The organism is Nocardioides currus, assembly GCF_003057875.1.
Lineage (GTDB): Bacteria > Actinomycetota > Actinomycetes > Propionibacteriales > Nocardioidaceae > Nocardioides > Nocardioides currus.
In genome coordinates this window covers 1-24,711 of the sequence record NZ_PYXZ01000004.1, presented here as the reverse complement: position 1 = coordinate 24,711, position 24,711 = coordinate 1, and the positions used below count along the sequence as shown (strand labels likewise).

At 70.9% G+C, this 24,711-nt stretch carries 24 protein-coding genes, 2 tRNA genes and 1 pseudogene; 19 read left to right on the top strand and 8 right to left on the bottom strand.

Annotated features, from left to right (window positions below; genetic code table 11):
* Positions 1–26: 26 nt before the first annotated feature.
* The gene (locus C7S10_RS10545) at positions 27–593 is read right to left on the bottom strand and encodes an O-methyltransferase (protein ID WP_108344410.1); all 567 of its coding nucleotides are present in this window, start codon (positions 591–593) and stop codon (positions 27–29) included.
* 362 nt (positions 594–955) lie between these two features.
* On the opposite strand from C7S10_RS10545, the gene C7S10_RS22200 reads away from it, so the two are divergent.
* The 6 genes from C7S10_RS22200 (at position 956) to cimA (ending at position 8,755) form a co-directional block, all read left to right on the top strand.
* The gene (locus tag C7S10_RS22200; RefSeq protein WP_165807115.1) at positions 956–1,093 is read left to right on the top strand and encodes a hypothetical protein; all 138 of its coding nucleotides are present in this window, start codon (positions 956–958) and stop codon (positions 1,091–1,093) included.
* A 10-nt stretch (positions 1,094–1,103) separates the two neighbouring features.
* Positions 1,104–2,171: a 3-isopropylmalate dehydrogenase gene (locus C7S10_RS10540; protein ID WP_108344409.1), complete on the top strand. Its 1,068-nt coding sequence runs from the start codon at positions 1,104–1,106 to the stop codon at positions 2,169–2,171.
* 28 nt (positions 2,172–2,199) lie between these two features.
* Positions 2,200–3,279 carry a branched-chain amino acid aminotransferase gene (locus C7S10_RS10535; RefSeq protein WP_108344408.1) on the top strand — a complete coding sequence of 360 codons (1,080 nt, stop codon included), beginning with the start codon at positions 2,200–2,202 and terminating at the stop codon, positions 3,277–3,279.
* A 61-nt stretch (positions 3,280–3,340) separates the two neighbouring features.
* Complete coding sequence (locus C7S10_RS10530; protein ID WP_243395308.1) at positions 3,341–5,221, top strand: AMP-dependent synthetase/ligase; 1,881 nt, start codon at positions 3,341–3,343, stop codon at positions 5,219–5,221.
* Positions 5,222–5,285: 64 nt separating this feature from the next.
* The gene (locus tag C7S10_RS10525; RefSeq protein ID WP_108344407.1) at positions 5,286–6,962 is read left to right on the top strand and encodes a serine/threonine protein kinase; all 1,677 of its coding nucleotides are present in this window, start codon (positions 5,286–5,288) and stop codon (positions 6,960–6,962) included.
* A gap of 161 nt (positions 6,963–7,123) precedes the next feature.
* Complete coding sequence (cimA, locus tag C7S10_RS10520) at positions 7,124–8,755, top strand: citramalate synthase (protein WP_165807114.1); 1,632 nt, start codon at positions 7,124–7,126, stop codon at positions 8,753–8,755.
* Between the two features lie 18 nt (positions 8,756–8,773).
* On the opposite strand, the gene C7S10_RS10515 is transcribed toward cimA, so the two are convergent.
* Positions 8,774–9,364, bottom strand: coding sequence for a TetR/AcrR family transcriptional regulator (locus C7S10_RS10515; protein ID WP_108344406.1), 591 nt, complete (start codon positions 9,362–9,364; stop codon positions 8,774–8,776).
* A 71-nt stretch (positions 9,365–9,435) separates the two neighbouring features.
* Between C7S10_RS10515 and C7S10_RS10510 the strand changes: the two genes are divergently transcribed.
* Positions 9,436–9,987, top strand: a complete 552-nt coding sequence (locus tag C7S10_RS10510; RefSeq protein ID WP_108344405.1) for an NAD(P)H-dependent oxidoreductase — start codon at positions 9,436–9,438, stop codon at positions 9,985–9,987.
* Positions 9,988–10,051: 64 nt separating this feature from the next.
* A complete protein-coding gene (locus C7S10_RS10505) occupies positions 10,052–10,435 on the top strand; it encodes a VOC family protein (protein ID WP_108344404.1) in 384 nt (127 codons plus the stop codon).
* A 15-nt stretch (positions 10,436–10,450) separates the two neighbouring features.
* Here C7S10_RS10505 and C7S10_RS10500 read toward each other — a convergent pair whose 3' ends face one another.
* On the bottom strand, positions 10,451–11,068 hold the full coding sequence (locus C7S10_RS10500) for a pentapeptide repeat-containing protein (RefSeq protein ID WP_108344403.1): 618 nt from the start codon (positions 11,066–11,068) through the stop codon (positions 10,451–10,453).
* Between the two features lie 52 nt (positions 11,069–11,120).
* Between C7S10_RS10500 and C7S10_RS10495 the strand changes: the two genes are divergently transcribed.
* Positions 11,121–11,762, top strand: coding sequence for a sulfotransferase family 2 domain-containing protein (locus C7S10_RS10495; protein WP_108344402.1), 642 nt, complete (start codon positions 11,121–11,123; stop codon positions 11,760–11,762).
* A gap of 55 nt (positions 11,763–11,817) precedes the next feature.
* On the opposite strand, the gene C7S10_RS10490 is transcribed toward C7S10_RS10495, so the two are convergent.
* Both C7S10_RS10490 and C7S10_RS10485 read right to left on the bottom strand, forming a co-directional pair.
* Complete coding sequence (locus C7S10_RS10490; protein ID WP_108344401.1) at positions 11,818–12,324, bottom strand: 2'-5' RNA ligase family protein; 507 nt, start codon at positions 12,322–12,324, stop codon at positions 11,818–11,820.
* Positions 12,300–13,175: a 3-methyladenine DNA glycosylase gene (locus tag C7S10_RS10485; RefSeq protein WP_108344400.1), complete on the bottom strand. Its 876-nt coding sequence runs from the start codon at positions 13,173–13,175 to the stop codon at positions 12,300–12,302. Before C7S10_RS10485 ends, C7S10_RS10490 begins: the two co-directional genes overlap by 25 nt.
* Positions 13,176–13,212: 37 nt before the next feature.
* Here C7S10_RS10485 and C7S10_RS10480 point away from each other — a divergent pair, with 37 nt between their 5' ends.
* The 9 genes from C7S10_RS10480 to C7S10_RS10440 all read left to right on the top strand — a co-directional run bounded on the left by C7S10_RS10480 (position 13,213) and on the right by C7S10_RS10440 (position 19,745).
* The gene (locus C7S10_RS10480; protein WP_133176484.1) at positions 13,213–13,998 is read left to right on the top strand and encodes a hypothetical protein; all 786 of its coding nucleotides are present in this window, start codon (positions 13,213–13,215) and stop codon (positions 13,996–13,998) included.
* Between the two features lie 24 nt (positions 13,999–14,022).
* Positions 14,023–14,409, top strand: coding sequence for a nuclear transport factor 2 family protein (locus C7S10_RS10475; protein WP_108344398.1), 387 nt, complete (start codon positions 14,023–14,025; stop codon positions 14,407–14,409).
* A 30-nt stretch (positions 14,410–14,439) separates the two neighbouring features.
* The gene (locus tag C7S10_RS10470; RefSeq protein ID WP_108344397.1) at positions 14,440–15,378 is read left to right on the top strand and encodes an ECF transporter S component; all 939 of its coding nucleotides are present in this window, start codon (positions 14,440–14,442) and stop codon (positions 15,376–15,378) included.
* A gap of 76 nt (positions 15,379–15,454) precedes the next feature.
* The gene (locus C7S10_RS10465) at positions 15,455–16,189 is read left to right on the top strand and encodes a hypothetical protein (RefSeq protein ID WP_108344396.1); all 735 of its coding nucleotides are present in this window, start codon (positions 15,455–15,457) and stop codon (positions 16,187–16,189) included.
* Between the two features lie 65 nt (positions 16,190–16,254).
* Positions 16,255–17,064, top strand: coding sequence for a fumarylacetoacetate hydrolase family protein (locus C7S10_RS10460; RefSeq protein ID WP_108344395.1), 810 nt, complete (start codon positions 16,255–16,257; stop codon positions 17,062–17,064).
* A complete protein-coding gene (gene gltX / locus C7S10_RS10455; protein ID WP_108344394.1) occupies positions 17,061–18,524 on the top strand; it encodes a glutamate--tRNA ligase in 1,464 nt (487 codons plus the stop codon). The genes C7S10_RS10460 and gltX overlap by 4 nt, the downstream gene beginning before the upstream one ends.
* A gap of 4 nt (positions 18,525–18,528) precedes the next feature.
* Complete coding sequence (locus C7S10_RS10450) at positions 18,529–19,467, top strand: CPBP family intramembrane glutamic endopeptidase (protein ID WP_108344393.1); 939 nt, start codon at positions 18,529–18,531, stop codon at positions 19,465–19,467.
* 54 nt (positions 19,468–19,521) lie between these two features.
* Positions 19,522–19,593 (top strand) — tRNA-Gln (locus C7S10_RS10445).
* A 79-nt stretch (positions 19,594–19,672) separates the two neighbouring features.
* Positions 19,673–19,745: transfer RNA gene (locus C7S10_RS10440), tRNA-Glu, on the top strand.
* Positions 19,746–19,937: 192 nt separating this feature from the next.
* Here the strand turns inward: C7S10_RS10440 and C7S10_RS23155 are convergent.
* Both C7S10_RS23155 and C7S10_RS10430 read right to left on the bottom strand, forming a co-directional pair.
* Positions 19,938–20,993 (bottom strand): annotated as a pseudogene (locus C7S10_RS23155) (tyrosine-type recombinase/integrase); the annotation flags it as partial.
* 38 nt (positions 20,994–21,031) lie between these two features.
* Positions 21,032–21,262, bottom strand: coding sequence for a helix-turn-helix domain-containing protein (locus C7S10_RS10430; RefSeq protein ID WP_108344392.1), 231 nt, complete (start codon positions 21,260–21,262; stop codon positions 21,032–21,034).
* Between the two features lie 123 nt (positions 21,263–21,385).
* On the opposite strand from C7S10_RS10430, the gene C7S10_RS10425 reads away from it, so the two are divergent.
* Positions 21,386–21,943 carry a helix-turn-helix domain-containing protein gene (locus C7S10_RS10425; RefSeq protein WP_165807113.1) on the top strand — a complete coding sequence of 186 codons (558 nt, stop codon included), beginning with the start codon at positions 21,386–21,388 and terminating at the stop codon, positions 21,941–21,943.
* A gap of 2 nt (positions 21,944–21,945) precedes the next feature.
* Here C7S10_RS10425 and mobF read toward each other — a convergent pair.
* On the bottom strand, positions 21,946–24,711 hold a 2,766-nt coding region (mobF, locus tag C7S10_RS10420), incomplete at its 5' end, for a MobF family relaxase (RefSeq protein ID WP_341476746.1).

The window sequence follows — 24,711 nt, the reverse complement described above, 5'->3', positions numbered from 1 at the left end:
ACATCCAAGCAAGCGGCGCGAAGCCCTCAGCGGCGGGTGGCGATGATGGCCGAGGCGTCGGGGGCGATCATCACCTCGACCGCGGTGAACCGGTCGTCGGTGAGCCACTCCTCGCGCAGCGTGTCGACCCGCCCGTAGGCGATCGGGGGCCACACCTCGCAGGGCGTGAAGTCGTCGAGCACGACGATCCCGCCCGGCTCGAGCAGGTCGACGACGGCGTCCACGCGCACCGATCCCGGGTCGCCGGAGTCGAGGAAGATCAGCGAGTAGGGGCCGCGCTGGTGCAGCGTCGACCAGTCGGCCTCGAGCACCTCGACGTGGTCGTCGTCGCGGAAGATCTCCGCGGCGGCGGTGGCCAGGCGCGGGTCGAGCTCGGCCGTCACGATCCGCGCGCCGTTGCGTACGCCGCTGCGCAGCCACGCGGTCCCGACCCCGCACCCCGTGCCGAACTCGGCGAGCGTGCCGCCGCGCGTCGCGGCCAGGGCGGCGAGCAGCCGGCCGGTCTCGTTGCGGCAGAAGGAGACGTAGCCCGCCTTGCGGGAGACGTCGAAGGCGCGGGAGACGATGTCGGGCAGTTCGGGGGGAGCACTCATGAGGGGGTCGAGTCTGTCACGACGAGACGCTCGTCTCGCATCGTGAGCAGCCGCGCGAAAGGGGCTGCGAGCGCGGCGGGGGCGGCGTACGGTCGTGCCCATCATGCGGAGCGTTCTCGTACTTATCGTTCGCCGCGGCGAGGCCTGAGAAGACAGGGCCCACTCGTCGCGGTGTTCGGCGTACGAGTCGGTCAGGGTCCTGTCAGTTCCATCATCGCCCCGCGGCGGACCCCGCTCCTGATCGTCAGCGCGTGATCCGCATGTCGTCGGCCGTGCTCCCCGTGTGATCCACGGGTCGAGTCGAGCCACCCTCCGCCGCGGGGCGAGGACCACCTCGCCTCGACACCCGACGGAGAACCGCCATGTACGACTTCTACCCCGACTGGGGCCCCGCCAGCCACCACCCCGACAACCCGCACAGCGCGGAGGCGACGAGTGCCGCCCTGCAGGCCTCGCTTGACCTGCGAGACAACGGCGGCCAGCGCCCCGACGACAACTAGATTCGCCCGCATGTCCTCAGACGCAGCAACCAGCACCGGAACCGTCAACCTCGCCGTCATCCCCGGCGACGGCATCGGCCAGGAGGTCACCCCCGAGGCCCTCAAGGTGCTCGAGGCGGTCGACGTGCCGGTGAAGTTCCAGCAGACCCACTACGCCCTCGGCGCGGAGAACTACCTCGCCACCGGTGACGTGCTCCCGACGTCCGTGCTCGCCGAGATCCGGCAGCACGACGCGATCCTGCTCGGCGCGGTCGGTGGCAAGCCCAACGACCCCAACCTGCCGCCCGGGATCCTCGAGCGCGGGCTGCTGCTCAAGCTGCGCTTCGAGTTCGACCACTACGTCAACCTGCGCCCGAGCCGACTGTTCCCGGGCACGCCCTCCCCGTTGGTCGAGCCGGGAGACGTCGACTTCGTGGTCGTCCGCGAGGGCACCGAGGGGCCCTACACCGGCAACGGCGGCGCGCTGCGCGTCGGCACGCCGGCCGAGGTCGCCACCGAGGTCTCCGTCAACACCGCCTTCGGCGTGGAGCGCGTCGTGCGCGACGCGTTCGCCCGCGCCGAGCGGCGCCCGCGCAAGCACCTCACCCTGGTCCACAAGACCAACGTGCTGGTCCACGCCGGCTCCGTGTGGTGGCGCATCTTCGAGACGGTCGCGGCCGAGCACCCCGATGTCACGACCGACTACATGCACATCGACGCCGCGATGATCCACATGACGGTCAACCCGTCGCGCTTCGACGTGATCGTCACCGACAACCTGTTCGGCGACATCATCACCGACCTCGCCGCCGCCATCACCGGCGGCATCGGCCTCGCGGCCAGCGGCAACGTCAACCCCGACCGCACCGCCCCCTCGATGTTCGAGCCCGTGCACGGATCGGCGCCCGACATCGCCGGCCAGCAGAAGGCCGACCCCACCGCCGCGATCCTCTCCGCCTCGCTGCTGCTCGACCACCTCGGGTACGCCGACGCGTCGGCCGCCGTCGAGGCGGCGGTGCTCGCCGACCTGGCCGAGCGGACGCCCGGCACCACGCGCCGTACCCCCGAGGTCGGCGACTCGATCGCCGCTCGCCTCTGAGCCCGCACGGGAAGTTAGCCTGACCCCCATGGACATCAGCACGACCGCCAACCCCGCCCCCGTCGACGACGCCCGGCTCGCCGAGATCCTGGCCAACCCGGGCTTCGGCACCCACTTCACCGACCACATGGTGACGATCGAGTGGACGCCCGAGCGCGGGTGGCACGACGCGCGCGTGACGCCCTACGGGCCCCTCACGCTCGACCCGGCGACGGCGGTCCTGCACTACGCGCAGGAGACCTTCGAGGGGATGAAGGCCTACCGGCACGAGGACGGGTCGGTGCACCTGTTCCGGCCGGAGGAGAACGCCAAGCGGATGGTGCGCTCGTCGCGCCGGCTGGCGTTCCCCGAGCTCCCGGTCGAGGACTTCGTCGCGGCCGTCGAGGCGCTGGTGGAGGCCGACGAGCGGTGGGTGCCGACCAACACCGACGGCGGCGAGAAGAGTCTCTACCTGCGGCCCTTCATGTTCGCCAGCGAGGCGTTCCTCGGGGTGCGTCCCGCGCAGCACGTCACCTTCATGGTGATCGCCTCCCCGGCGGGGGCCTACTTCAAGGGCGGCATCAAGCCGGTGACCCTGTGGCTCACCGAGGACTACACCCGCGCGGGGCGCGGCGGCATGGGCGCGGCGAAGACCGGCGGCAACTACGCCAGCTCGCTGGTGGCCCAGCAGGAGGCCACGGCCAACGGCTGCGACCAGGTCGTCTTCCTCGACGGCGCCGAGGGGAAGTACGTCGAGGAGCTCGGCGGCATGAACATGTACTACGTCTTCGACGACGGCCGCATCGTCACCCCCCAGACCGGCACGATCCTCGAGGGCATCACCCGCGCCTCGATCATCGAGCTCGCCGGCAAGCTCGGCCACCAGGTCGAGGAGCGCAAGCTCTCCATCGACGAGTGGCGCGACGGCGTGGCCAGCGGTGCGATCACCGAGATCTTCGCCTGCGGCACCGCCGCCGTCGTGACGCCGGTCGGCTCGCTGAAGTGGGACGGCGGCGAGGCACCCGCGCCGGCGTCCACCGAGCTCACCATGCGCATCCGCCAGGCCCTGGTCGACGTGCAGTTCGGCCGCGCCGACGACACCTTCGGCTGGATGCACCGGGTCGGCTGACCGAGACGCAATTGGTCCGTTCCGGGCTCGGACGGGCCGGTCTCGCGATACTTTGCGAGGCGTGGACGAGGTGGCGCGTCGGCTGGCGAACCGGCCGACCACGATGGCGCACATGTTCTGGGCGAGATCCCTGGTCTCGCCCGGCGACATGGCCTTCAGCTACCCCGTCAACGGGTCGTGGCAGGAGTCGACCTGGGGCGAGACCCGCGAGCTCGTCGAGTCGCTCGCGGCCGGCCTGATCGGTCTCGGGATCGAGGCCGAGGACCGGGTCGCGATCATCTCCGAGACCCGCTTCGAGTGGATCCTGGCCGACCTGGCGATCATGTGCGCCGGGGGAGCCACCACGACGGTGTATCCCTCGACCAGGGCCGACGAGGTCGCCCACATCCTCAACGACTCCGACGCATCGGTCGTGCTGGTCGACTCGCTGGAACAGGTCGCCAAGCTCCGCGCCATCCGCGGCAGGATCCTCAAGGTCCGCAAGGTCGTGCTCTTCGACGGCGACTTCCCGGACGGCCGGGTGATGACCCTCGAGGGATTGCTGCGCGCCGGCGACGAGGTGCTCGAGCGCGACCCGGCGTGCGTCTCGCGGCGGATGGGGACCCTGCGCTCCGACATGCTCGCGAGCCTGATGTACACCTCCGGCACCACCGGCACCCCGAAGGGTGTGCGGCACACGCACTCCGCGTGGACCTACGAGGGCACCGCCATCGCCGCGCAGGGCGTGCTCGGCCCCGACGACCTGCAGTACCTCTGGCTGCCGTTGTCCCACTCCTTCGGCAAGGTGCTGCTCTCCACCCAGATGGCCTGCGGGTTCCCGACTGCCGTCGACGGTGACGTCGACCGGATCATCGACAACCTCGCCGTCGTGCAGCCGACCTTCATGGGGGCCGCCCCGCGCATCTTCGAGAAGGTGCACTCACGGATCGTCGCGATGCAGGACCAGGAGGGCGGCATCCGGCGCCGCGTCTTCGAGCAGGCCTTCGCGGTCGCCCGTCGCCGGCGTGCCTACCTCGACCAGGGCAAGCGCGTGCCGTACCTCCTCGGCAAGCGCTACGACGTGCTCGACAAGGCGGTCTTCGCGAAGATCCGTGAGCGCTTCGGCCCCCGGCTGCGCTTCTTCATCTCCGGTGCCGCCGCGCTCAACCCCGACATCGCCGAGTTCTTCGGCCTCGCCGGCATCGAGATCCTCGAGGGCTACGGCCTCACCGAGTCGGCCGCCGGCAGCTTCGTCAACCGTCCGGAGGACAACACGCTCGGCACCGTCGGTCACGTGTTCCCCGGCACCGAGGTGCGCCTCGCCGCCGACGGGGAGGTGCTGCTGCGCGGTCCCGGCGTGATGACCGGCTACCACAACATGCCGGCCGAGACCGCGTCCGTGCTGCGCAACGGCTGGCTCAGCACCGGCGACATCGGCACCCTCGACCACGAGGGCCGGCTGCGGATCACCGACCGCAAGAAGGACTTCTTCAAGACCGCGGGCGGCAAGTACGTCGCTCCGACCTACCTCGAGGGCCGGCTCAAGGCCGCCTGCCCGTACGTCGCCGACGCGGTCGTCATCGGCAACGACCGCCCCTACTGCGTGGCCGTCCTCACCCTCGACGAGACCGCGATCGTCGGTTGGGCGCAGCACGCGAAGCTGCGGTCGACCGCCTACGCCGACGTGCTGCGCGACCCGGCGACCATCGCGATGGTCGACGGGCACGTCACCAAGCTGAACGCGACGCTGAACCGGTGGGAGACCATCAAGCAGTTCGTCGTCGCCGACCGTGAGCTCAGCGTCGAGTGCGGGGAGATGACGCCGTCGATGAAGGTGAAGCGCTCGGCCATCGAGGCCGGCTTCGCCGACGAGATCGCAGCGATGTATCCCGTGGAGGAGTCTGCGCGCCACGGCGACTTCGAGGTCTCCGAGGCCGACCTCGCCGCCGAGGTGACCGGCTGACGACGCGACCGTCCGATCCGCACGGATGCCCGTCCGACCGGGGCCGTCCCGGTAATCTCCCTGCGTGACCACCCACCGTCCTGAGCAGGCGCCGCCCGGCCTCTTCGTCGGCGACTACGAGCTGCTCACCCGCCTCGGCGAGGGCGGCATGGGCGTCGTGCACCTGGCCCGCAAGCCCGGGGGACAGCGGGTGGCCCTCAAGGTGCTGCGTCCGCACATCGTCGGCGACGACGAGGCGCGCCACCGCCTCGCCCGCGAGGTCTCGTCGCTGACCCGGGTGAGGTCGCGCCGGGTCGCCGAGATCCTCGACGCCGACCCGTGGGGCGAGATCCCGTTCGTGGCGACCCGCTACGTCCCCGGCCTCTCGCTGCACGACCACGTCCACGAGGAGGGCGCCATCGAGGGCGCCGAGCTCGTCTGGTTCGCCGGCTGCCTGGCCGAGGCGCTCGGGGCCGTGCACGGGGTCGGCGTGCTCCACCGCGACATCAAGCCGTCCAACATCCTGATGGAGGGCCGCACCCCGATCCTGATCGACTTCGGGCTCGCGCGGGTGGCCGACGACCCCCGGCTCACGCACACCGGCTGGCTGCTGGGCACGCCCGGCTACCTCGCCCCGGAGATCCTCTACGGCGAGGACGCCTCCACCGCCTCCGACGTGCACTCGTGGGCCGCGACCGTCGCGTTCGCCGGCACCGGCCGGGCGCCCTTCGGACGGGGTCCGTCGATGGCGATCATGGATCGCGTACGCCGCGGGGAGCACGACCTGACCGGTCTCGACCCGTCCGTCCGCGGCGCCGTCGACGACGCCCTCGACCCCGAGCCGCGCAACCGGCCCTCCCTCCCCGAGCTGATCGACCTGCTCGCCACCCTCGGCCCCCGGACCGTCACGCCGGTCCGCACCGACCCGTTCACGATGCCGCTGGCGGTGGCCGCGCAGGCCGGGCTGGCCGCGCCCACCGAGGTCGCCGAGGTCGCCGAGGTCGCCGAGCCGACGCTACGACCTGAGTCCACCCCGGACTCAGGTCCCAGCGAGCCTCGGGAGGCCCGGTTCGGCTGGTCCGAGCAGGACACCTCGCCCCAGCGCCAGACACTGGTGCTGCCCGACGGGTCGACGCAACGGATCGACGAGGAGCCGGCGGTGCCGCCCGCTCCCGTGCCGGTCGGTGGGCTCGAGAAGCTGCGGCGCGGCATCCTCGTGCTCGCGGGCCTCGGGGTCGTCGGCGCCGGGGTGGCCCTGGCGCCGTACCTCGCGATCGCGGCCCTGGCCCTCCTCGTCTGGCTCCTGCGCAGCGGGTCGATGGCGGCCAGCTCGGCCGGGCGGCGACGCACGGCGCGTGGCGCCAAGTGGTACGACGGCGTCCAGGTGCTGCTCGCCGCCCCGTGGCACGTGGTCGCGGCGGTCCCGGGTGCCCTGCTGCTGGTCACGTGGAGCCTGGGTCTCGGGCTGGCCGCGGCGCTGCTGTGCTTCGCCGTGTCCGCCTCCATGCTCGCCAGCCTTGCCGTGATCGGCGTCGTGATCGGCGTCGGGCTCTGGTGGGGACCGGGCAGCCGGCGGCTGCGCGGCCCTGTGCAACGGCTGTCCCACCCGGCCAGCGCCCGGCCGCTCGTGTGGTTCTTCGCGGCCGTCGTCACGTTCGCGGTCGCGACCGGGCTCGGGGCCGCGGCGTCCTCGCAGGGACCCTCCTGGTCGCCCGCACAGGACCGGCCGTTCGCCGACGTCCACCTGCCCGCCTGGCTCTGAGCCCACGCGGTCGGTGACCGCGATGCGAGACCGATCCTCGATCCCGTTCGGCGTCGAGTGGTCCGTGGCACAGTGGGGCCATGCGTTCCACCCGCATCATCATTTCCTAGCGCGACGGATCATCCGCCGCGCCGACCTCCTGCACCCCGGGAGGTTTTTTCATGTCCGGACCGACCGAAGGCACGACCATGGCTCAGTCGCTCGACCTGCAGGGCTCCTTCCACGTCTACGACACGACGCTGCGCGACGGCGCCCAGCAGGAGGGGCTCAACCTCTCGGTCGCCGACAAGCTGGCGATCGCGCGCCAGCTCGACGGGCTCGGGGTCGGCTTCATCGAGGGCGGCTGGCCGGGCGCCAACCCCAAGGACACGGAGTTCTTCCGGCGCGCGGTCGACGAGCTCGACCTGCGCCACGCGCGCCTGGCCGCGTTCGGCGCGACCCGCAAGGCCGGTGTCGCCGCGGCCGACGACCCGCAGGTGGCGGCGCTGCGGGACAGCGGGGCGGGGGTGGTGACCCTGGTCGCGAAGTCCCACGACCGGCACGTCGAGCTGGCCCTGCGCACCACCCTGGAGGAGAACCTCGCGATGGTCCGCGACACCGTCTCCCACCTGCGGGCGGAGGGGCAGACCGTCTTCCTCGATGCCGAGCACTTCTTCGACGGCTACCGCGCCAACCGCGACTACGCGCTCGAGGTGTTGCGCACGGCGACGGAGGCCGGCGCCGAGGTCGTGGCCCTGTGCGACACCAACGGCGGGATGCTCCCCGACTGGGTCACCGACGTCGTGAGCGACGTGATCGCCTCCACCGGTGCCCGGATCGGGATCCACGCCCACAACGACAGCGGCTGCGCGGTCGCCAACTCGCTGGCCGCCGTGGCCGCGGGCGCCACGCACGTCCAGGGCTGCATCAACGGCTACGGCGAGCGCACCGGCAATGCCGACCTCGTCTCCGTCGTCGCCAACCTCGAGCTCAAGCTGGACCGGCGGGTGCTCCCAGACGGGCTCCTGCGCGAGGCCACCCGCATCGCCCACGCCGTCGCCGAGGTGACCAACTTCCCGCCTGCTTCGCGCCAGCCGTACGTCGGGACGTCGGCGTTCGCCCACAAGGCCGGCCTGCACGCCTCCGCGATCAAGGTGGACCCCGACCTCTACCAGCACATGGACCCGCTCGGCGTCGGCAACGACATGCGGCTGCTCGTCTCCGACATGGCCGGCCGGGCCTCGATCGAGCTCAAGGGTCGCGAGCTGGGCTTCGACCTGTCCGGTGATCGCGAGCTGGTGACGCGCGTGACGGACCGCGTCAAGGAGATGGAGGGCCGAGGCTACACCTTCGAGGCGGCCGACGCGTCGTTCGAGCTGCTGCTGGTCGAGGAGGTGGAGGGGGTCCGTCCGGCCTACTTCGACGTCGAGTCGTGGCGGGTGATCACCGAGACCTCACCGGCCGCCGAGGCGGTGTCGGAGGCCACGGTGAAGCTGAAGGCCGAGGACGTGCGCTACGTCGTCACCGGCGAGGGCAACGGCCCGGTCAACGCGCTCGACGCCGCGCTGCGCTCGGCGATCGGCCAGGCCTTCCCGGAGGTCGCGAAGTTCGAGCTCATCGACTACAAGGTGCGCATCCTCGACCCGTCCCTGCCGGGCGGCCACGGCACCGACGCGATCACCCGCGTGCTGATCGAGACCTCCGACGGCGAGTCGTCGTGGGTGACGGTGGGAGTGGGCCACAACGTGATCGAGGCGTCGTGGGGCGCCCTGATCGACGGCCTCACGTTCGGCCTGCGCAAGCACCACCGCTAGGTCCGGGCGACGGCTCGGTCAGCCGTTCACCACGCGGCGTACGAGGTCGTCCCAGGCCGCCTCGATCCGTTCGACCGGGATGTGCTCCCGCCCGGCCTGCTGCTCCAGGATCACCACCTCGAGCGGGGCCATCAGGGCGGTCGCGAGCAGCGGGATGTCACCGGTCACACCGAGCTGGGTGAGCAGGTAGCGCACGTGCATGGCGGCGAACGAGACGGCTGCGAACGAGCGCGCCCCCGAGCGGTCGGCAGCGCGGATCAGCGCGCCGTGGGTGAGGTTGAGCCGCAGGCGGGTGTGGCCGAAGGCGAGGAGGCGCTCCATCGGTTCCGCGCCGGGGCCGAGCGGGGGAGGACCGCCGATGACGGCGCCCTGCCACGCGGTCTCCGACCGGTCGAGGACGGCGGCCATCAGCCCCTCCCGGCTCTCGAACCGGCGGAACACGGTGCCCTTGCCGACGCCCGCCTCCTGGGCGACCGCGTCCATCGTCACGCTGTCGACGCCGCACTGGTCGACCAGTCGCTGCGCCGCCACCAGCAGGGCCTCGCGGTTGCGGGCCGCATCGGAGCGCTCGACCGGCTGCTCGTCGGCGAGCGGGAGGTCGAGGGGCACGGGCCCAGACTAGGCGGGAAACTTTCTCGACGAACCGGAATAGAAGCGGACCGCGGTCCGTTTGCACCGTCATGACTACCTCAACGCAGACCCGTGTCGCCGTCCTCGTCGGATCCCTCCGGGCCGACTCGCTGAACCGCCGCATCGCCGAGCACCTCGTCACCGCCGCTCCCGAGGGCGTCGTCGTCGACATCGTCGACGGCCTCGACCAGATCCCGTTCTACAACGAGGAGCTCGACGGCGAGAGCGTGCCCGCCAGCGCCGTGGCGCTGCGCGAGTCCGTCGCCGCGGCCGACCGCCTGCTCGTCGTCACCCCCGAGTACAACGGCACCATGCCCGCCGTCCTCAACAACGCCATCGACTGGCTGTCGCGCCCGTACGGCGCCGGTGCCATCGTCGGCAAGCCGTTCGCGGCCGTCGGTGCCACCCCCACGCCGTACGGCGGCAAGTGGTCGCACGAGCACGCTCGCCACTCGGCGACCATCGCGGGCGCCCTCGTCGTCGAGGGCATCGTCGCCAGCGAGCCGGCCCTCGAGGGCGACCTGCTGCAGGACGACGCCGCCATCGAGCGCCTCGTCGGCGCGCTGAACGACCTGGTCTCCCACACGCCCGCCGCCGCCTGACCCAGGCGCGGACAGGTCCGGGCGGGGGTCGACACCCCCGCCCGGACCGGTGTTGCATCAGGCCATGAGCGACCTCACCCCCTACCTCTGCGTGGCCGACGCCCGTGCGGCGACCGAGTGGTACGTCCGCGTGCTCGGCGCCGCGATCGTCGTCGAGCCGATCGAGATGGACGACGGCCGGATCGGGCACGTCGAGCTGGCCGTGTCCGGGGCTCGGTGGATGATGTCCGACGAGTTCGCCGAGGCGGGTGTCGCGGCGCCCGACCCCGCGCGGGGAGCGGCCGTGAGCCTGCACCTGGAGGTCGACGACGTGGACGGGCTCGCCGGCCGCGTGGTCGACGCCGGCACGGCACTCGACCGCGGCCCCGAGGACTCGTCACCGGCGGGCCGCGTCGCCGTGTTCCGCGACCCGTTCGGCCACCGCTGGTTCCTCAACCAGCCGGCCTGAGCCGCCGGCCGCCCGTCAGGGTGTGACGTCGGCGCCGTGCAGCTCGGCCAGCAGCACGGCGCCGGCCAGGTCGAGCCTCGTACGCCGCAGCGCGGCCACCGTCAGGTCGACCCCGTCCAGCGAGGCGCCGCGCAGGTCGGCGCCCTCGAGCTTCGTCTCGCGCAGCGTCGCCCGGTCGAGCTGCGCCGTGGTGAAGGTGGCGAACGACAGGTCGCTCATCGACAGGTCCGCCTCGCGCAGGTCGACCCCGCTGAAGTCGACCTTGGCCAGGTTGGTGCCGCGGATCGTCACCGACTGCCACTGCCCTCCCCGGACGGTCAGCGGCCGCATCGTGCACTCGGCGAAGACGGTGCCGAGCAGCTTGCACCCGTCGAAGGTGGCGTCGAAGAACTTCGAGCGGCGCACGTCGCACGCGACGAACGCGGTCGAGGTGTGCACGCTCGAGCCGAACGAGCAGTTGTGGAACGTGCAGCGCTCGAAGGTCGCCCCGGTGGTCGTCGCCTCACCGAGGTCGACGCGGGTGAAGGTGCAGTCGACGAAGCGTGCGGCGCCGAGGTCGTCGCCGTACCAGTCCTCGTCGGTGAAGTGACGACCCTCGGCCTCCAGTGGGGCGTCCGGCGTCGTCCCGTCCATGCCGCCACGCTAACGCGCTCGGGTGGCGGGGCTCGCCGGTAGGGTCAGGCGCGTGATCGCGTCCCATGCCCACCGCTTCATCTTCCTCAAGACTCGCAAGACGGCGGGCACCAGCGTGGAGATCGCGCTGTCGAAGGTGTGCGGTCCCGACGACGTGATCACCCGGATCAGCCCCGAGGACGAGGAGCTGCGCGCACGGGCCGGCGGTCGCGGGCCGCAGAACTTCGAGGCGCCGCCTCTGCCCCGTCAGGCCTTCAACCACATGAGTGCGCGGCTCGCGCGCGACGCGGTGGGCGCCCAGGTCTGGCGCGACTACTTCACCTTCGCGATCGAGCGCAACCCGTGGGACGCTGTCGTGTCGCTCTACTACTGGAAGTACAAGGACCTCCCGGAGCTGCCCGACTTCGAGCGGTACGTCGGGGAGGAGTGGATCGAGCAGCTGGCCAACAACCGCCGGATGTACCGCATCCGCGGCAAGCTCGCCGTCGACCGGGTGCTGCGCTACGAGCGCCTCGCCGACGAGCTCGACGAGGTCTGGGAGCAGCTCTCGCTGCCCGGCTCGCCCGACCTGCCACGCGCCAAGGGCAACGCCCGCCCCGCCGGGCACTACCGCGAGCTCTACACCGACGCCTCTCGCGCCCGCGTGGCCGACGTGTTCGCCGATGCCATCGAGGCCTTCGACTACACGTTCTGACTGATCCGTGTGGGATCGGTGTCATCTGGTGACACCGATCCCACACGATCGCGGGTCACGCCGTCGCCAGGTCCTCGATCTCGCCCGCGACCGGGTCCCACCAGCGCAGCCGGTCGGCGACGAGGGTGCGCGGCTCGTCCGTGTCAGCGAGGACCGCGAGCACCTCGGCCAGCCGGCTGCGGGGGACGCGGCGCGCGAGCGTGACGTGGGGCGTCCACACCGGGTGGCGCAGCTCGGGCACCTGCGCGCGGACCTGGGCAGCGGCGGCGGCGAGGACCGGGTCGGGCTCGACGAGGTGGGCGACCGTGACCCGCGCTCCCTCGCCGAACAGCACCATCCCGCGCACGACCAGCGTGCTCGGCAGCGAGATGGCGGCCGAGGCCACCCCGGCCATCTCGGGGTCGAGGTCCTGCGCGGCGACCAGCGTCACGTGCGGGGCGTTGGTCATCGACTTGTGGTCGGCCTGCGACGGCAGCCCGGCCGTGCGCAACGCCTCCCACTGGGCGACGACGGCGGCGTCGCTCGCGGGGTCGAGGCTCAGCTCGAGGGCGAAGTCCGGCATCCCACCTCCAGCAGTCGCTCGCACTCCTCGATCAGCCGACGTCGCAGGGGCGCGCCGCGCTCCGCGAACCGGCGTTGCTCACGGACGTACGTCGCCTTCCCCTCGGGCGTCTCGATGCGGATCGGCTCGAAGCCGAGCCCGACCAGGTCGTACGGCGCTGCGCGCATGTCCATCTCGCGGATGTCGCGCGCCAGCTCGAAGCAGTCGGCCACCAGGTCGCTGCCGATCATCGGCGAGAGCCGGAACGCGTGCTTGTAGAGGTCCATCCCCGCGTGCAGGCAGCCGGGCTGCTCGAACGCCGGCCGGTCGTCCCGGGCGGGCTGGAGGACGTTGAGCCCGCGGGCCGGCGGGGTGAAGAACCGGAACGCGTCGAAGTGGGTGCACTTCACCTGGTGCTGCTCGACGACCTCGTCGGTGCCGGTGGCGCCCAGCCGCAGCGGCCACGCGTTGTGCCGCAGCTCGTCGGGGGACTGCCGGTAGACCATCGCCCACTCGTGCAGCCCGAAGCAGCCGGTGTGCGCCGGCCTCGCCTCGGTCGCCCGGAGCAGGTTGAGCAGGCCGCGCACGAACCGCGCCTGCGCGGCGACGAACTCGTCGGTGACCCCGCCGTCGCGATAGCCCTTGAGGCCGTCGTACTCAGGGGCGTCAGCCAGCACAGCGCCGTACCCCGGATGCCAGCGGCGCAGCTGGGCGGGCCGGTGGGAGTAGTAGGTGAAGAGGAAGTCGTGCACCGGGTGCTTGACCGACGCCCCGCACCGGGCGAGGTGCGGTTCGAGGAAGACGTCGACGCGGGCCGCGTGCGCGGCCGCACGGGCCCGCCACGTCGCTCGCTCCAGCACCTCGGTCGTCACCGGAAAAGAGTAGACACCGCATGCCACGATGCGGCTCGTGGACCTGACCTTCCCCTCGCACCTGTCGGCCGAGCGTCGCGACCTGCTGATCGACGTGGCCGACCGGGCCGAGCGCACGCACGGCGACGCCTTCCTCGGCCTCGTCCTGAGCGGCTCGGCCGGCCGCGGCCTGGCGACCGAGCGCTCCGACGTCGATGTCGACGTGATCCTGGCGAGCGTGCCCGAGCGCGTCGCCACCGCGAAGTCGTCGGCGCTCGACGAGGCCACCACCTCCCTCGACGAGCTCGAGGAGCTCCCGACGTTCGGCAGCGACGGCTGGTGGTACCGCTGGTCCTACGCGTGGGCGCCGGTGCTGCTGGACCGGTCGGGCGGTGCCGTCACCGAGGCCGTGCGCTGCCAGGCGAGCGTGACCCCCGAGGAGGCCGACTCCATCCTGATCGAGCACGACCGCCTCGACGGCTGGCTCAACTACGCCTACCGCTCGCGGAAGTCGGACCGCGACGGGCGTGCGCTGGAGAGCCGCCTCGACGCCGTGGAGTCCCTGCCGTGGCTGCTCGACACGATCTTCAGCATCGCGGGGCGGGTCCGGCCCTACCACAAGTACCTCCCCTGGGAGCTGCGCGAGCACCCGGTCGAGGGGTGGCCGGCCGACGTCCTGCTGCCGCTGCTCACCCGGACCGCCGACGGCGACCCGGCCGCGCTCCGCGAGACCTTCACCCTCGTCGCGTCCGCCTGTGACGAGCACGACGCGGCTCGCGGGCACACCCTGACGACCGACACCATTCGCGGCTGGGGCGACGAGCTGGAGCTCTTCCGCGGGTGAGCGACCACGCCTAGGGTCGCCTCCATGGACAGCATCGGCGAGGACCTCGCGCGCGCGGTGGCCGCGAAGGACGCGACCGCGCTGTCGGCCCTGCTGGCCGACGACGTCGACTTCAAGGGGCTCACGCCCGGTCGCGTGTGGGAGGCGAGCGACCCGGACGGCGTGGTCGACGTCTTCTTCGGGCACTGGTTCGAGCCGAGCGACACGATCGAGGACCTCGTCGACGTCACGGTCGGCGACGACGTGGCCGACACCAGCCGCGTGTCCTACCGGCTCGACCTGCGCAACGACGCCGGTGCGCAGGTGGCCGAGCAGCAGGCCTACTTCCGCACCACCGACGGCCGGATCAGTCACCTGCGAGTCATGTGTTCCGGGTTCCGTTCGCGTCCGGGGGAGCCCACCAGCGCCTAGGCTCGTCCCCGAATCGACGGGGGAGGGTGGATGGAGCCGGACGAGCTCGTGGAGGAGCTGCGCGCGATGCGCCACGGCGCGGGCTCGCCGTCCTTCGGCGACATCGCGATCGGCGTGAGCCGCGTGCGACGCGAGCGTGGCCTGACACCCGAGCAGGCCAGGGTCGGTCGCACCACGGTGTACGACGCCTTCCGTCTCGGCCGCATCCGGCTCGATCTCGAGCTGGTCGCCGACATCGTGCGAGCGCTCGGCGGCTCGGAGGAGCGGGCCCTCGACCTCTCGACGCCCGGTGGCCGGGTCGTGGCGCCGGAGGTCCAGTCCGAGGGGGTGCCCGTCGAGGCGGGGATCTCGTGGCGGTTCGTGGCGGGGGTCCTGGTCGGCTGCGTCGTGCTGAACCTCGCCGGACGCGTGCTGGTGGACGCCCTCGCGCTGCCGGTCTACCTCGACATGGTCGGCACGGCCGTCACCGCGATCGTCCTGGGTCCGTGGTGGGGCGCCCTGGTCGGGTTGTCGACGAACGTCGTCGGAGCCGCACCGAGCGGACCCGAGTCGATCCCGTTCGCGCTCGTCAACGTCGCCGGTGCCCTGGCGTGGGGGTACGGCGCCCGCCGCTGGTCCCTGACCCGGAGCATCCCGCGCTTCTTCGTGCTCAACGTGCTGGTCGCGTTGACCTGCTCGGTGGTCGCCGTGCCGATCCTGGTCCTCCTCGACGGCGGCTTCAACGGCCACGGGACCGACCAGGTCACCGAGGCCGTGCTGGCCCTGAGCCACTCGCTGTGGGCGTCGGTGACCGTGTCCAACGTGCTCACCTCGATCAGCGACAAGCTGATCGCCGGCTTCGTGGCCCTCACCGTGATCGAGGGGTTGCCCCGGCGCCTGCGCGCCTGGGCGCCGGACGACTGGATGGGCGGACCCCAGGAGGCGCCACCCGCTGTTCGGGCTCGTTCGGGAACCCCCGATCCGGTCTGAACGGGGTGGCGGCGACTTCAGACTTCTGCTCACCGCGGCCTCACCGGGAGGCCCGACGTGAGATGGGGGACCACCCGTGCGACTGCGCGCCAGACTGACCAGCACCACCGCGATCGTGGCGGCCCTCGCCGTCCTCGCCCCGATGGCGCCCGCCAGTGCCGCCCCACCCGTCGTGTCCGGCCAGTTCGCCGCGGTCGCGGCCACGGTGCCGACGTCGATCCGCGCCGCCGACTGCTCGGACGCAGCGGCCGTCAAGGTCACGATGGACCTGACCGGCGTCGGCGCTGCGCTCGAGGCCGCCGGTTGGTACGCGGAGGACAAGGACCCTGTGCGGACGGAGCTCAACTGGGCGGCCGACGTCACGGTCACCGGGCCGAACAACTACTACGCCGACTGGAGCACCTCGGAGAGCTATCCGGCCAGCGAGGACTCCGAGACCCTGACGGTGTGCCCGGACGACTTCGGCAACAGCATCGTGACTCCCGGTTCCTACGCGGTGGTGGCCACCTATCGCGTCTACAACTACAAGTTCGGTGGGTCGATCTGTCACCCGCAGGAGCCGTGCAACGGTTTCGAGAACATCTACACCACGACCGCGACGGCGAGCTTCGCGCTCGACTACTCGCCGGAGTGCTATGCGGCGAAGACCGCCCTCGCGCGCCACTACGTGGTCCTCAAGAAGGCCAAGTCCGCGCTGAAGAAGGCCAAGGCCGGCCACAGCAAGGCCAGGATCAAACGCGCCAAGAAGAAGCTCCGGGCGATCAAGGCCCAGACGTCGACGGCGAAGTCCAACGTCGAGGGCTACTGCTGACCCCTCCACGCTTCCGCGACGGCCCGCACGGGGGTCGGGTCGTCGCGGACGACTAGGCTCGGCCCGTGCGTATTGCGAGATTCACTGCTGGGGACGAGCCGATGTACGGCGTGGTGACCGGAGAGGTCGACGAGTTCGGTCAGGCGGGGGAGGACGCGGTCGTCGTGGCGCTCGCCGGCGACCCGCTCTACGTCGGCGTCAAGCTGCTCGACCAGCAGTTCAAGCTGGCCGACGTCCGCCTCCTCGCGCCGGTCCTGCCGCGGAGCAAGGTCGTCGGGATCGGCCGCAACTACGCCGCGCACGCCGCCGAGATGGGCAACGACGTCCCCACCGAGCCGCTGATGTTCATCAAGCCCAACACCAGCGTCGTCGGCCCGGGCGACCCGATCTTCTACCCGAGCCAGTCGAGCAACGTGCACTTCGAGGGCGAGCTCGCCGTCGTGATCGGCCGCATCTGTCGCGACGTGCCGCCGGAGCAGGCCACCGACGTCATCCACGGCTACACGATCGCCAACGACGTCACCGCCCGCGACCTGCAGAAGAGCGACGTGCAGTTCACCCGGGCCAAGGGCTTCGACTCGTTCTGCCCCCTCGGCCCGTGGATCGAGACCGACCTCGACCCGCAGACCTTCGCCGACGGGGTGCGGGTCCAGACCCACCTCAACGGCGACCTGAAGCAGGACGGCTCCACGAGCGACCTGATCTTCGACATCCCGACCCTGATCGCCCACGTCTCCAGCGTCATGACGCTGCTGCCGGGCGACGTCATCCTCACCGGCACCCCCGAGGGTGTCGGCCCCATGGAGATCGGCGACGAGGTGGAAGTGTCCATCGCCGGCATCGGCTCCCTCACGAACAAGGTGGCTGCCCGATGAGCACGACCGATCGTCCCGTCCGCGTCCGGTTCTGCCCGTCGCCGACCGGCTCGCCACACGTCGGCCTCGCGCGTACGGCGCTGTTCAACTGGGCCTTCGCACGCCACCACGGCGGCACCATCGTGTTCCGGATGGAGGACACCGACCGGGAGCGCAGCACCCAGGAGTCCTACGACGCGATCCTGGACCTGTGGCGCTGGCTCGGTCTCACGTGGGACGAGGGCATCGAGGTCGGCGGTCCGCACGCGCCGTACAAGCAGAGCGAGCGCGGCGAGATCTATGCCGACGCCCTCGAGAAGCTGCGTGAGTCGTCCTACACCTACGAGTGCTTCTGCACCAACGAGGAGGTCGACGCGCGCCGCAAGGCCAGCGGCTCCAAGGTGATGGGCTACGACGGCTTCTGCCGCGAGCTCAGCGCCGAGCAGCGCGCGGCCTTCGAGGCCGACGGTCGCGCTCCCGTGGTCCGCTTCCGGATGCCCGCGGGCTCGATCACCTGGACCGACCTCGTGCGCGGCGACATCACCTTCGAGACCGAGAACGTCCCCGACTTCGCGCTCTGCCGCGCCAACGGCGATCCGCTCTACACGCTCGTCAACCCCGTCGACGACGCGCTGATGGGGATCACCCACGTGCTGCGGGGCGAGGACCTGCTCTCCAGCACGCCCCGCCAGATCGCGCTGTACGACGCCCTGGTCGCCCTCGGCATCGCCCAGGAGACGCCGCACTTCGGCCACCTGCCCTACGTCATGGGCCAGGGCAACAAGAAGCTCTCCAAGCGCGACCCCGAGGCGCACGCCCTGGCCTACCGCGACCAGGGCTTCCTGCCCGAAGGGCTGCTCAACTACCTCGCCCTGCTGGGCTGGGCGATCTCGGGCGACCGCGACATCTTCTCGCTCGAGGAGATGGTCGAGGCGTTCGACATCGCGGACGTCAACCCCAACCCCGCGCGCTTCGACCTGAAGAAGGCCGACGCCATCAACGCCTCCCATATGCGGCTGCTCTCGACCGACGAGATCACCCACCGGGCGCTGCCCTTCCTCAAGGCCGCCGGCGTCGTGTCCGACCCCGTCTCCGACGCGGACGCGCAGATGCTCGAGCTCGCCATGCCGCTGGTCGCCGAGCGCATCAACAAGCTCACCGAGGCCGCGCCGATGCTCGACTTCCTGTTCGTCGACGAGGCGTCCTTCACCCGCACCGACGAGCTCGACGGTCCCGGGCGCGACGTGGTGAAGGCGGCGTACGACGCGCTGTCGGCCATCGACACCTGGAGCACCGCCGCGATCGACGAGGCGCTGCGGGCCAAGCTGGTCGACGAGCTCGGGCTCAAGCCCCGCAACGCGTTCGGCCCGGTGCGCATCGCGGTGTCGGGCCGCAAGATCAGTCCGCCGCTGTTCGAGTCGCTCGAGCTGCTCGGCCGTGAGCGGTCGCTGGCGCGCCTGCACGACGCGATGTTCGACTGAGGAGATGCCCGCACCGCTGGAGTACCACCAGGTCCACCGGCTGGGCCGGCCCGGCGTGTGGCGCCCCATCGTGGGTGTCGTCGCGCTGGTGCTCGGGCTGTTCGCGCTGTCGCCCCTGCTGTGGCAGGCGGCGTTCGCGATCTGGTTCGCCCTCACCGGTCAGCCGGTGGGCGAGGGCCTCGACCGTCTCCTCGACGTCGACTCCGCAACCCCGCTCACCCTGACCTTCGTCAACCTCGTGCTCGCGACTGCGATCCCGCTGTCGATCCTGATCAACCTCGCGCTGCACGGCCTGTCGCCGGGCTGGTTGATGTCGGTGGCCCGGCGGATCCGGTGGCGGTTCCTCGTGGCCTGCTTCGGGCTCTCCGTCCTCGCCCTGCTCGCGACGGTGGTCGTCTCCAGCTTCGTGCCCCAGGGCGGGGGCACCGAGCTGAGCGGTGAGGCCAACGACTTCACCTCGACGACGCGCGACTTCCTGCTGGTGGTCCTGATCCTCACGCCGCTGCAGGCCGCCGGCGAGGAGTTCGCCTTCCGGGGCTACCTGATGCAGGCGTTCGGGGGAGTGTTCGGCAACCGGGTGGTCGCCGTGCTCCTGTCATCGGTGCTGTTCGCCCTCGCCCACGGCCTCGGCCAGGACCTGCCGATCTTCGTCGATCGGCTCGCCTTCGGACTCGTCGCCGGTGCCCTCGTCATCCTCACCGGCGGGCTCGAGGCCGGCATCGCGATGCACGTCCTCAACAACTTCCTGGCGTTCGGCCTCGCCCTCGCCTTCACCGACATGGGCAGTGCGCTCAACCCGACCGGCGGGACGTGGTGGAGCCTGCCCGGGACCCTCACCCAGTCGCTGGTCTACCTCGCCCTCGCCACCTGGCTGGCGCGTCGCACGGGGCTGGAGACCACCACGACACCGGCCATTTTGGAGCGGTCCCGAGGTCCCGTGTAAGGTTTCTTCTCGGTCCGGACGATGCGTCGGAAGGGCCGAAAACCAGTAAGTCAGTGGGATATGGTGTAATTGGCAACACGACTGGTTCTGGTCCAGTTATTCTAGGTTCGAGTCCTAGTATCCCAGCGAATTCCCCGCAGCAGTGGGGGATTTGGAGCGGAACTCCAGCCGCGGCTATAGTTCCACTCGCATCAAAGCAGTGCTTGCCCCCGTTGTGTAGCGGCCTAGCACGCCGCCCTCTCACGGCGGTAGCGCCGGTTCGAATCCGGTCGGGGGTACAGGTCCGAAAAGGGGCCCTGACCAGCGGAAGCGCTGGCCGGGGCCTCTTCGGCATTTTCGCCCAGATCGGGCTCGGGCAACACTGGGGCAACACGGGGCAACGCCCTCAGGGTGTCGCGACGCCGGTGGGCGGCTGCCCGGGCGCGATCCATTGCCTCGCCGACCTCGTTGAGGCGGTCGTCGAACAGGTGACCGTAGGTGTCGAGGGTCATCGTCGCTGAGCCGTGCCCGAGCATCTGTTGGACGACCTTGACGTCGGCGCCGCTGGCGATCGCGAGGCTTGCAGCGGTGTGTCGGAGCTCGTGCGGGTGAAGGCCGGGCACGCCGATCGCCCTGGACGCGGCACCGAACGCGGTCCGGAAGGTGCTGACCCGCAGCGGCTGGCCGTTCCGGATCCCGGCGAAGACCAAGTCGTCCGCCTCCTTGTCTCGCATGTGCTCTGTCAGTTCGGCCACGAGGAAGCGCGGGATCGGCACCTCGCGTCGCTGGTGTGTCTTCGTGGTGCCCCAGACCAAACCCAGCCCCTGGACCGGCGTCACGGACTCGGCGATCACTGCCCGATTCCGACGCAGGTCGATCCGACCGACCCGCAGCGCGGCCATCTCGCCGAACCTCACGCCGGTGTAAGCGAGAAAGAGCACCACCAGCCGGTAGGTCTCATTGGTGCGGGTGTCCATGCTGCTGAACTTGCTCGCGTCGCTTGGGTAGCCGGTCGCCTCGGCGAGGTGGTCGACCTGCTCGTGGGTGAGATAGCGGTGCTCGTGCTTGACGGCCCGCGGCAGGTTGACTCCGGTCGCGACGTTGCGCACGAGCCTGCCGTCCTTGACCGCCATGTCGAGGACAAGGCTGAGCACGCGGTGGATCTTGTGGACGGTGGCAGGGGAGTGGTCCCTTGCCAGTTCCGTGACCCAGGCCTGAATGTCACCATGGGAGACGTTGGCCAGCTTGACCCGGTCCCACTTCGGGTGGATGTGCTTGCGCACGATCCCCTCGTAGCGAGCTCGCGTGGTCGGCTTGAGGTGGGTCTGTCCGTCGAGCCACTGCTGCCCCCATGCGCCGACTGTCACCTTCGCGAGCGTCGGGTCGACGTAGGTCCCGGTGACCTTGGAGGTCTCCACGCTGGCGCGGAAGCGCTCGGCGTCGACCTTGCGGGCGAAGCTCTTGCTGCGTTGGGCGCCGGCGGGGGTGCGGTAGTGCACGCGCCACGTCGTCCGATCGTCCCGGACGCGCTTCTCGATGCTGGCCATGACTCATTCTCCGCTCTGACGTCGACAGCTGTCGCTGTTCATGCGCGATCCTGTGGACGGTTGGTCTGTTCGGTGAGCCAGAGGACGAGGTCGGCGCGCCAGTAGCGGACGTGGCGGCCGATCTTGAAGCTGCGGGGTCCGCTGCCGAGGTGGCGCCAGTAGCGCAGGGTGCCTTCGGGGACGCGGAGGTAGGCACAGGCTTCTTGCAGGGTGAGCATCTCGTCGCCAGGGTTGCGGTGCGCGTTCGGGGTGGTGGGTTGTGCGGTCATGGGATGGCTCCTGGTGGTCGCGACCCGTGGGTCGGGAGGCAGGACGGCCCTGCCTCGGCAGGTAGGTGTGCAGGGCCTCCCAATCGATGTTCAGCGATATCGATGATGGGCGATACTGGTCTGATGAAGTCGAGGACATCGGTCATCGAGACGGCTCGGCGTGCGGCGGGGATGTCGCAGGCCGAGCTGGCGTATGGGGCCCGAACGGCGCAGTCGGCGGTCTCGGAGTACGAGAGTGGCCGCAAGTCGCCGACGTTGGCGGTGACCGAGCGGTTGCTCGCCGCGGCCAAGGCGGACCTGGTGGCGGTGCCGCGAGTGGAATTCTTCTGGGCCGAGGAGCCCGATGGGCGGGTGTTCTACGTCCCGGATCGGTTGTGGTCGGTGCCGCCGCCGTTGTGCTTCGCGCGCGTGCGACTATTCGGCACCGAGTCGCTCGGCAAGAGAGCCGTGTTCGATCTGTCCAAGCGGCCCGATCGGATCCAGTTCTATCAACTGGTCTTGGCCATCGGCTTCCCGGAGATGATCCAAGAGGTGGTCGACGGAGCCCTCTTGGTTGACCTGTGGGAGGAGCTCACGCTCTCCGATGCGATTCGCGAAGCGTGGGATCCACTGATCACTGCCGCGAAGGGCCGACGCGACACGGTCCGCACCACCTCCCCGGCGCTCGAGGAGGACAAGTAGACCTACAACCCGAGTGGCCCGGGCACCCGGGCCGGCGCCCGCGCTGTCGACGGTGAGATCGGTGCCCGGCGACGTCGCTGGTTGGGTCCGTACCGGTCGATGGCCTCAACCACCTGGCGCCGAGCATGCGCCGGTCCGAGGTCGGCTCGGTCTCGGCCGAAGACCTCGATCCACTGCTGCTTGGCCTCGTCGGGGTTGTCAGCGACGAGGTGCGCGGTATTGCTGTGACGGCCCCGCGTCATGGCCACGTATGCCGCGGCTGCGCCGGTGGTGTCGCTGATGGCGACGTGGGCCTGGTCGACGGTGTCGCCTTGTGCGCCGTGGGCGGTGGTGGCGTACGCGAGCTCGACGAACCGGGTCGCGTACTCGGCCGGGATCTCTCGATCACGACCATGTCCGTGTCTGTTGCCGTGGAGGACGAGGCTGCCGTCGTCACCGATGCAGGTGACGGTCCAGGTCTGACGGTTTGCGACTTGAAGGTTGGGGTCGTTGCGGCGGGTGGCGACCCGGTCCCCGAGCCCGATCCGTTCCCCGCGCTCGGTGGTGACCACGTGATCGTCCGCGGTATCGCCGACCGGTTGGTGTTCGCGGATGGCGGCGTTGAGGTCGGCGACCTGGTCGCGGGTGTCCGCGATGACGAGGGCGCCGGTCGCGCCCGTTTCGGCGAGGGCGGCGGTCCGTTCGACCTCGCGGGGGTGGATGACGATGAGGCCGCGTCGGCGGAGTTCGTCGAACACGTCGGCGGGGTAGTCGCCGGTGCGCATGCGCAGGCTGAGGGCGGCGTAGTCGGGGTCGGTGAAGCGGTGCACGCTGTCCATCGACACGATGGCGCTCGGGTGTGCCCACGTGATCGCGTGGTCGAGGACGCCGCCGTGTCCGACGGCGGGGAGCTGGTGGCGGTCTCCCATGAGCGCGACCCGGGCACCGGTCTCGTCGGCGATGGTGAGAAGTGCGCGGGCGGTGTCCTGGTCGAGCATCCCGGCCTCATCGACCAGCAGCAGGTCACCGGGCCGGAGTCGCGCCCCAGACGTCGGTGTCGAGTCGGGGCGTCGGATCCAGTGGCCCTCGCTGTCCCAGCGCCAGCCGTGCTGATGGATCAGCCACGCGGCCGAGTGCCCGTCCGCGCCGGTCTCGGCCGCGGCGACCTCGGCTGCCTTCAACGTCGGTGTCACCACCACCAACCGATGCCCTCGGCTCGCGAGCAGCGCCTGCGTCGCGCGCAGGGCGGTGGTCTTGCCGGCTCCGGCCGCGCCCTCGACCACCACCAATTGCCCTTCGCCGGCCAGGGGGCCGATCACCGCGGCCTGGGTCGGGTCGATCCGCACGAGCCCGCGACCGGCGAGCCGAACGGGTCGAGCCGGCCGGTCCGCGCGTCGTGCCATCCGCTGAATGATCTCCGCCTCGACCTCCAGCACCTGGGGCGACGTGTACGCGCGGATGTGCTCGGGCACCTCCGGTCGCAGCAGCAGCGGAATGCACTGATCGAGCGCGCGGGCGGTGATGTCCTCGGTGAGCTCGATCCGGGCAGTGTGCTCAGCCACGAGGCCCTCTTGTGCGACGAGGACTTCGACGTGGCCACGGATGTCGGCGGCGTTCCACGCCGACCGCTTCGCCCCGAGTTGCGAAATCACCCACTCCGCCGCACCGTCACGATCGACCCAGCCCACCCGGATCGGGTCCAGCAGGACCGGGGTGTCGGGGTCGCGGTAGCCGAGGTCCCGCAGCTCGGCGTTCCAGCGCGCCACCAGCTCAGCACCGTCGCGAGGCACGATCTTGTCGGGACGCGCTCGCGCCCAGGCGCGCCGATCCCAGGCCTCTCGCAACCGCACCCCGGGTTCCTCGCCCGGATGTTCGCCCCGCCACTGGGCCTCGTACCGGTCGACGTTGCGGCGGATCTGCGCGGTCCGGGCACTGAACGCGCCCACGTACGGCGCGAGCTGTTGGATCTCGCCGGACTCATTGTTTAGCGAGTAGCCGTGTTGGGCGAGCACGGCCCGGAACTCCGGGTCAGTGGCCACGGCCGCGTGCCCGATCCCGTTGATCGCCTCGATCGAATCGCGGATCCCGACCGAGTGCAGACCCCGCCACGCCCCGGACGCCCACACGCGGGCGTTGATCTGGAGGTGCAGATGCCGGTGCGGGTCACCTGCCCGCGAGGTGTAGTGCCGAATCACGGCGGCCTCGATCCGCTCCACCGGCACCTGCACCTGCCGGTCCCGGGGTCCGACCCGGGTGGTGGCGTGCTGGGCGACCCAGCCGACGATCTCGCCGGCCGCCCGGTCCTGCGCGGCATCCAAGGCCGCGGAGATCTCCGGATGCAGGGCAGCGGCCAGTGACCAGGTTTTGGGTCCGTTGACGGTGACCTCGACGAACCGCAGCGCATTCGGATCCTTCCGGAGTCGGCCCTTCGGCTTTCCCGATTCGAGGTCGATCCCGGCCACCCACTCCTCGTACGCGTCGCCGGTCAGCTCGCCGACGTGCTCGACGACGTGCGGGGTGGCGGTCAGTCGGGTGGCGACACCGGTGCCCTCACCGAGGTAGTAGTCATCCGCGCGGGACCTGTCGCGCTCGACATAGGCGCGGGCAGCGTTCGCTGCGCCGCGGTAGAACTTCACCCCGCCATGCACCCCGGACCACCGCCTCCAGGGACTGCTGAAGGTTTGGTTGTCACCTGACCTGTGGCGATGTGAGTCGCCGCTGGAAGGATGTCGACCATGCCTGCTCCCCATCCCAAGGAGTTCCGCGACGATGTCGTTGCGGTCGCTCGG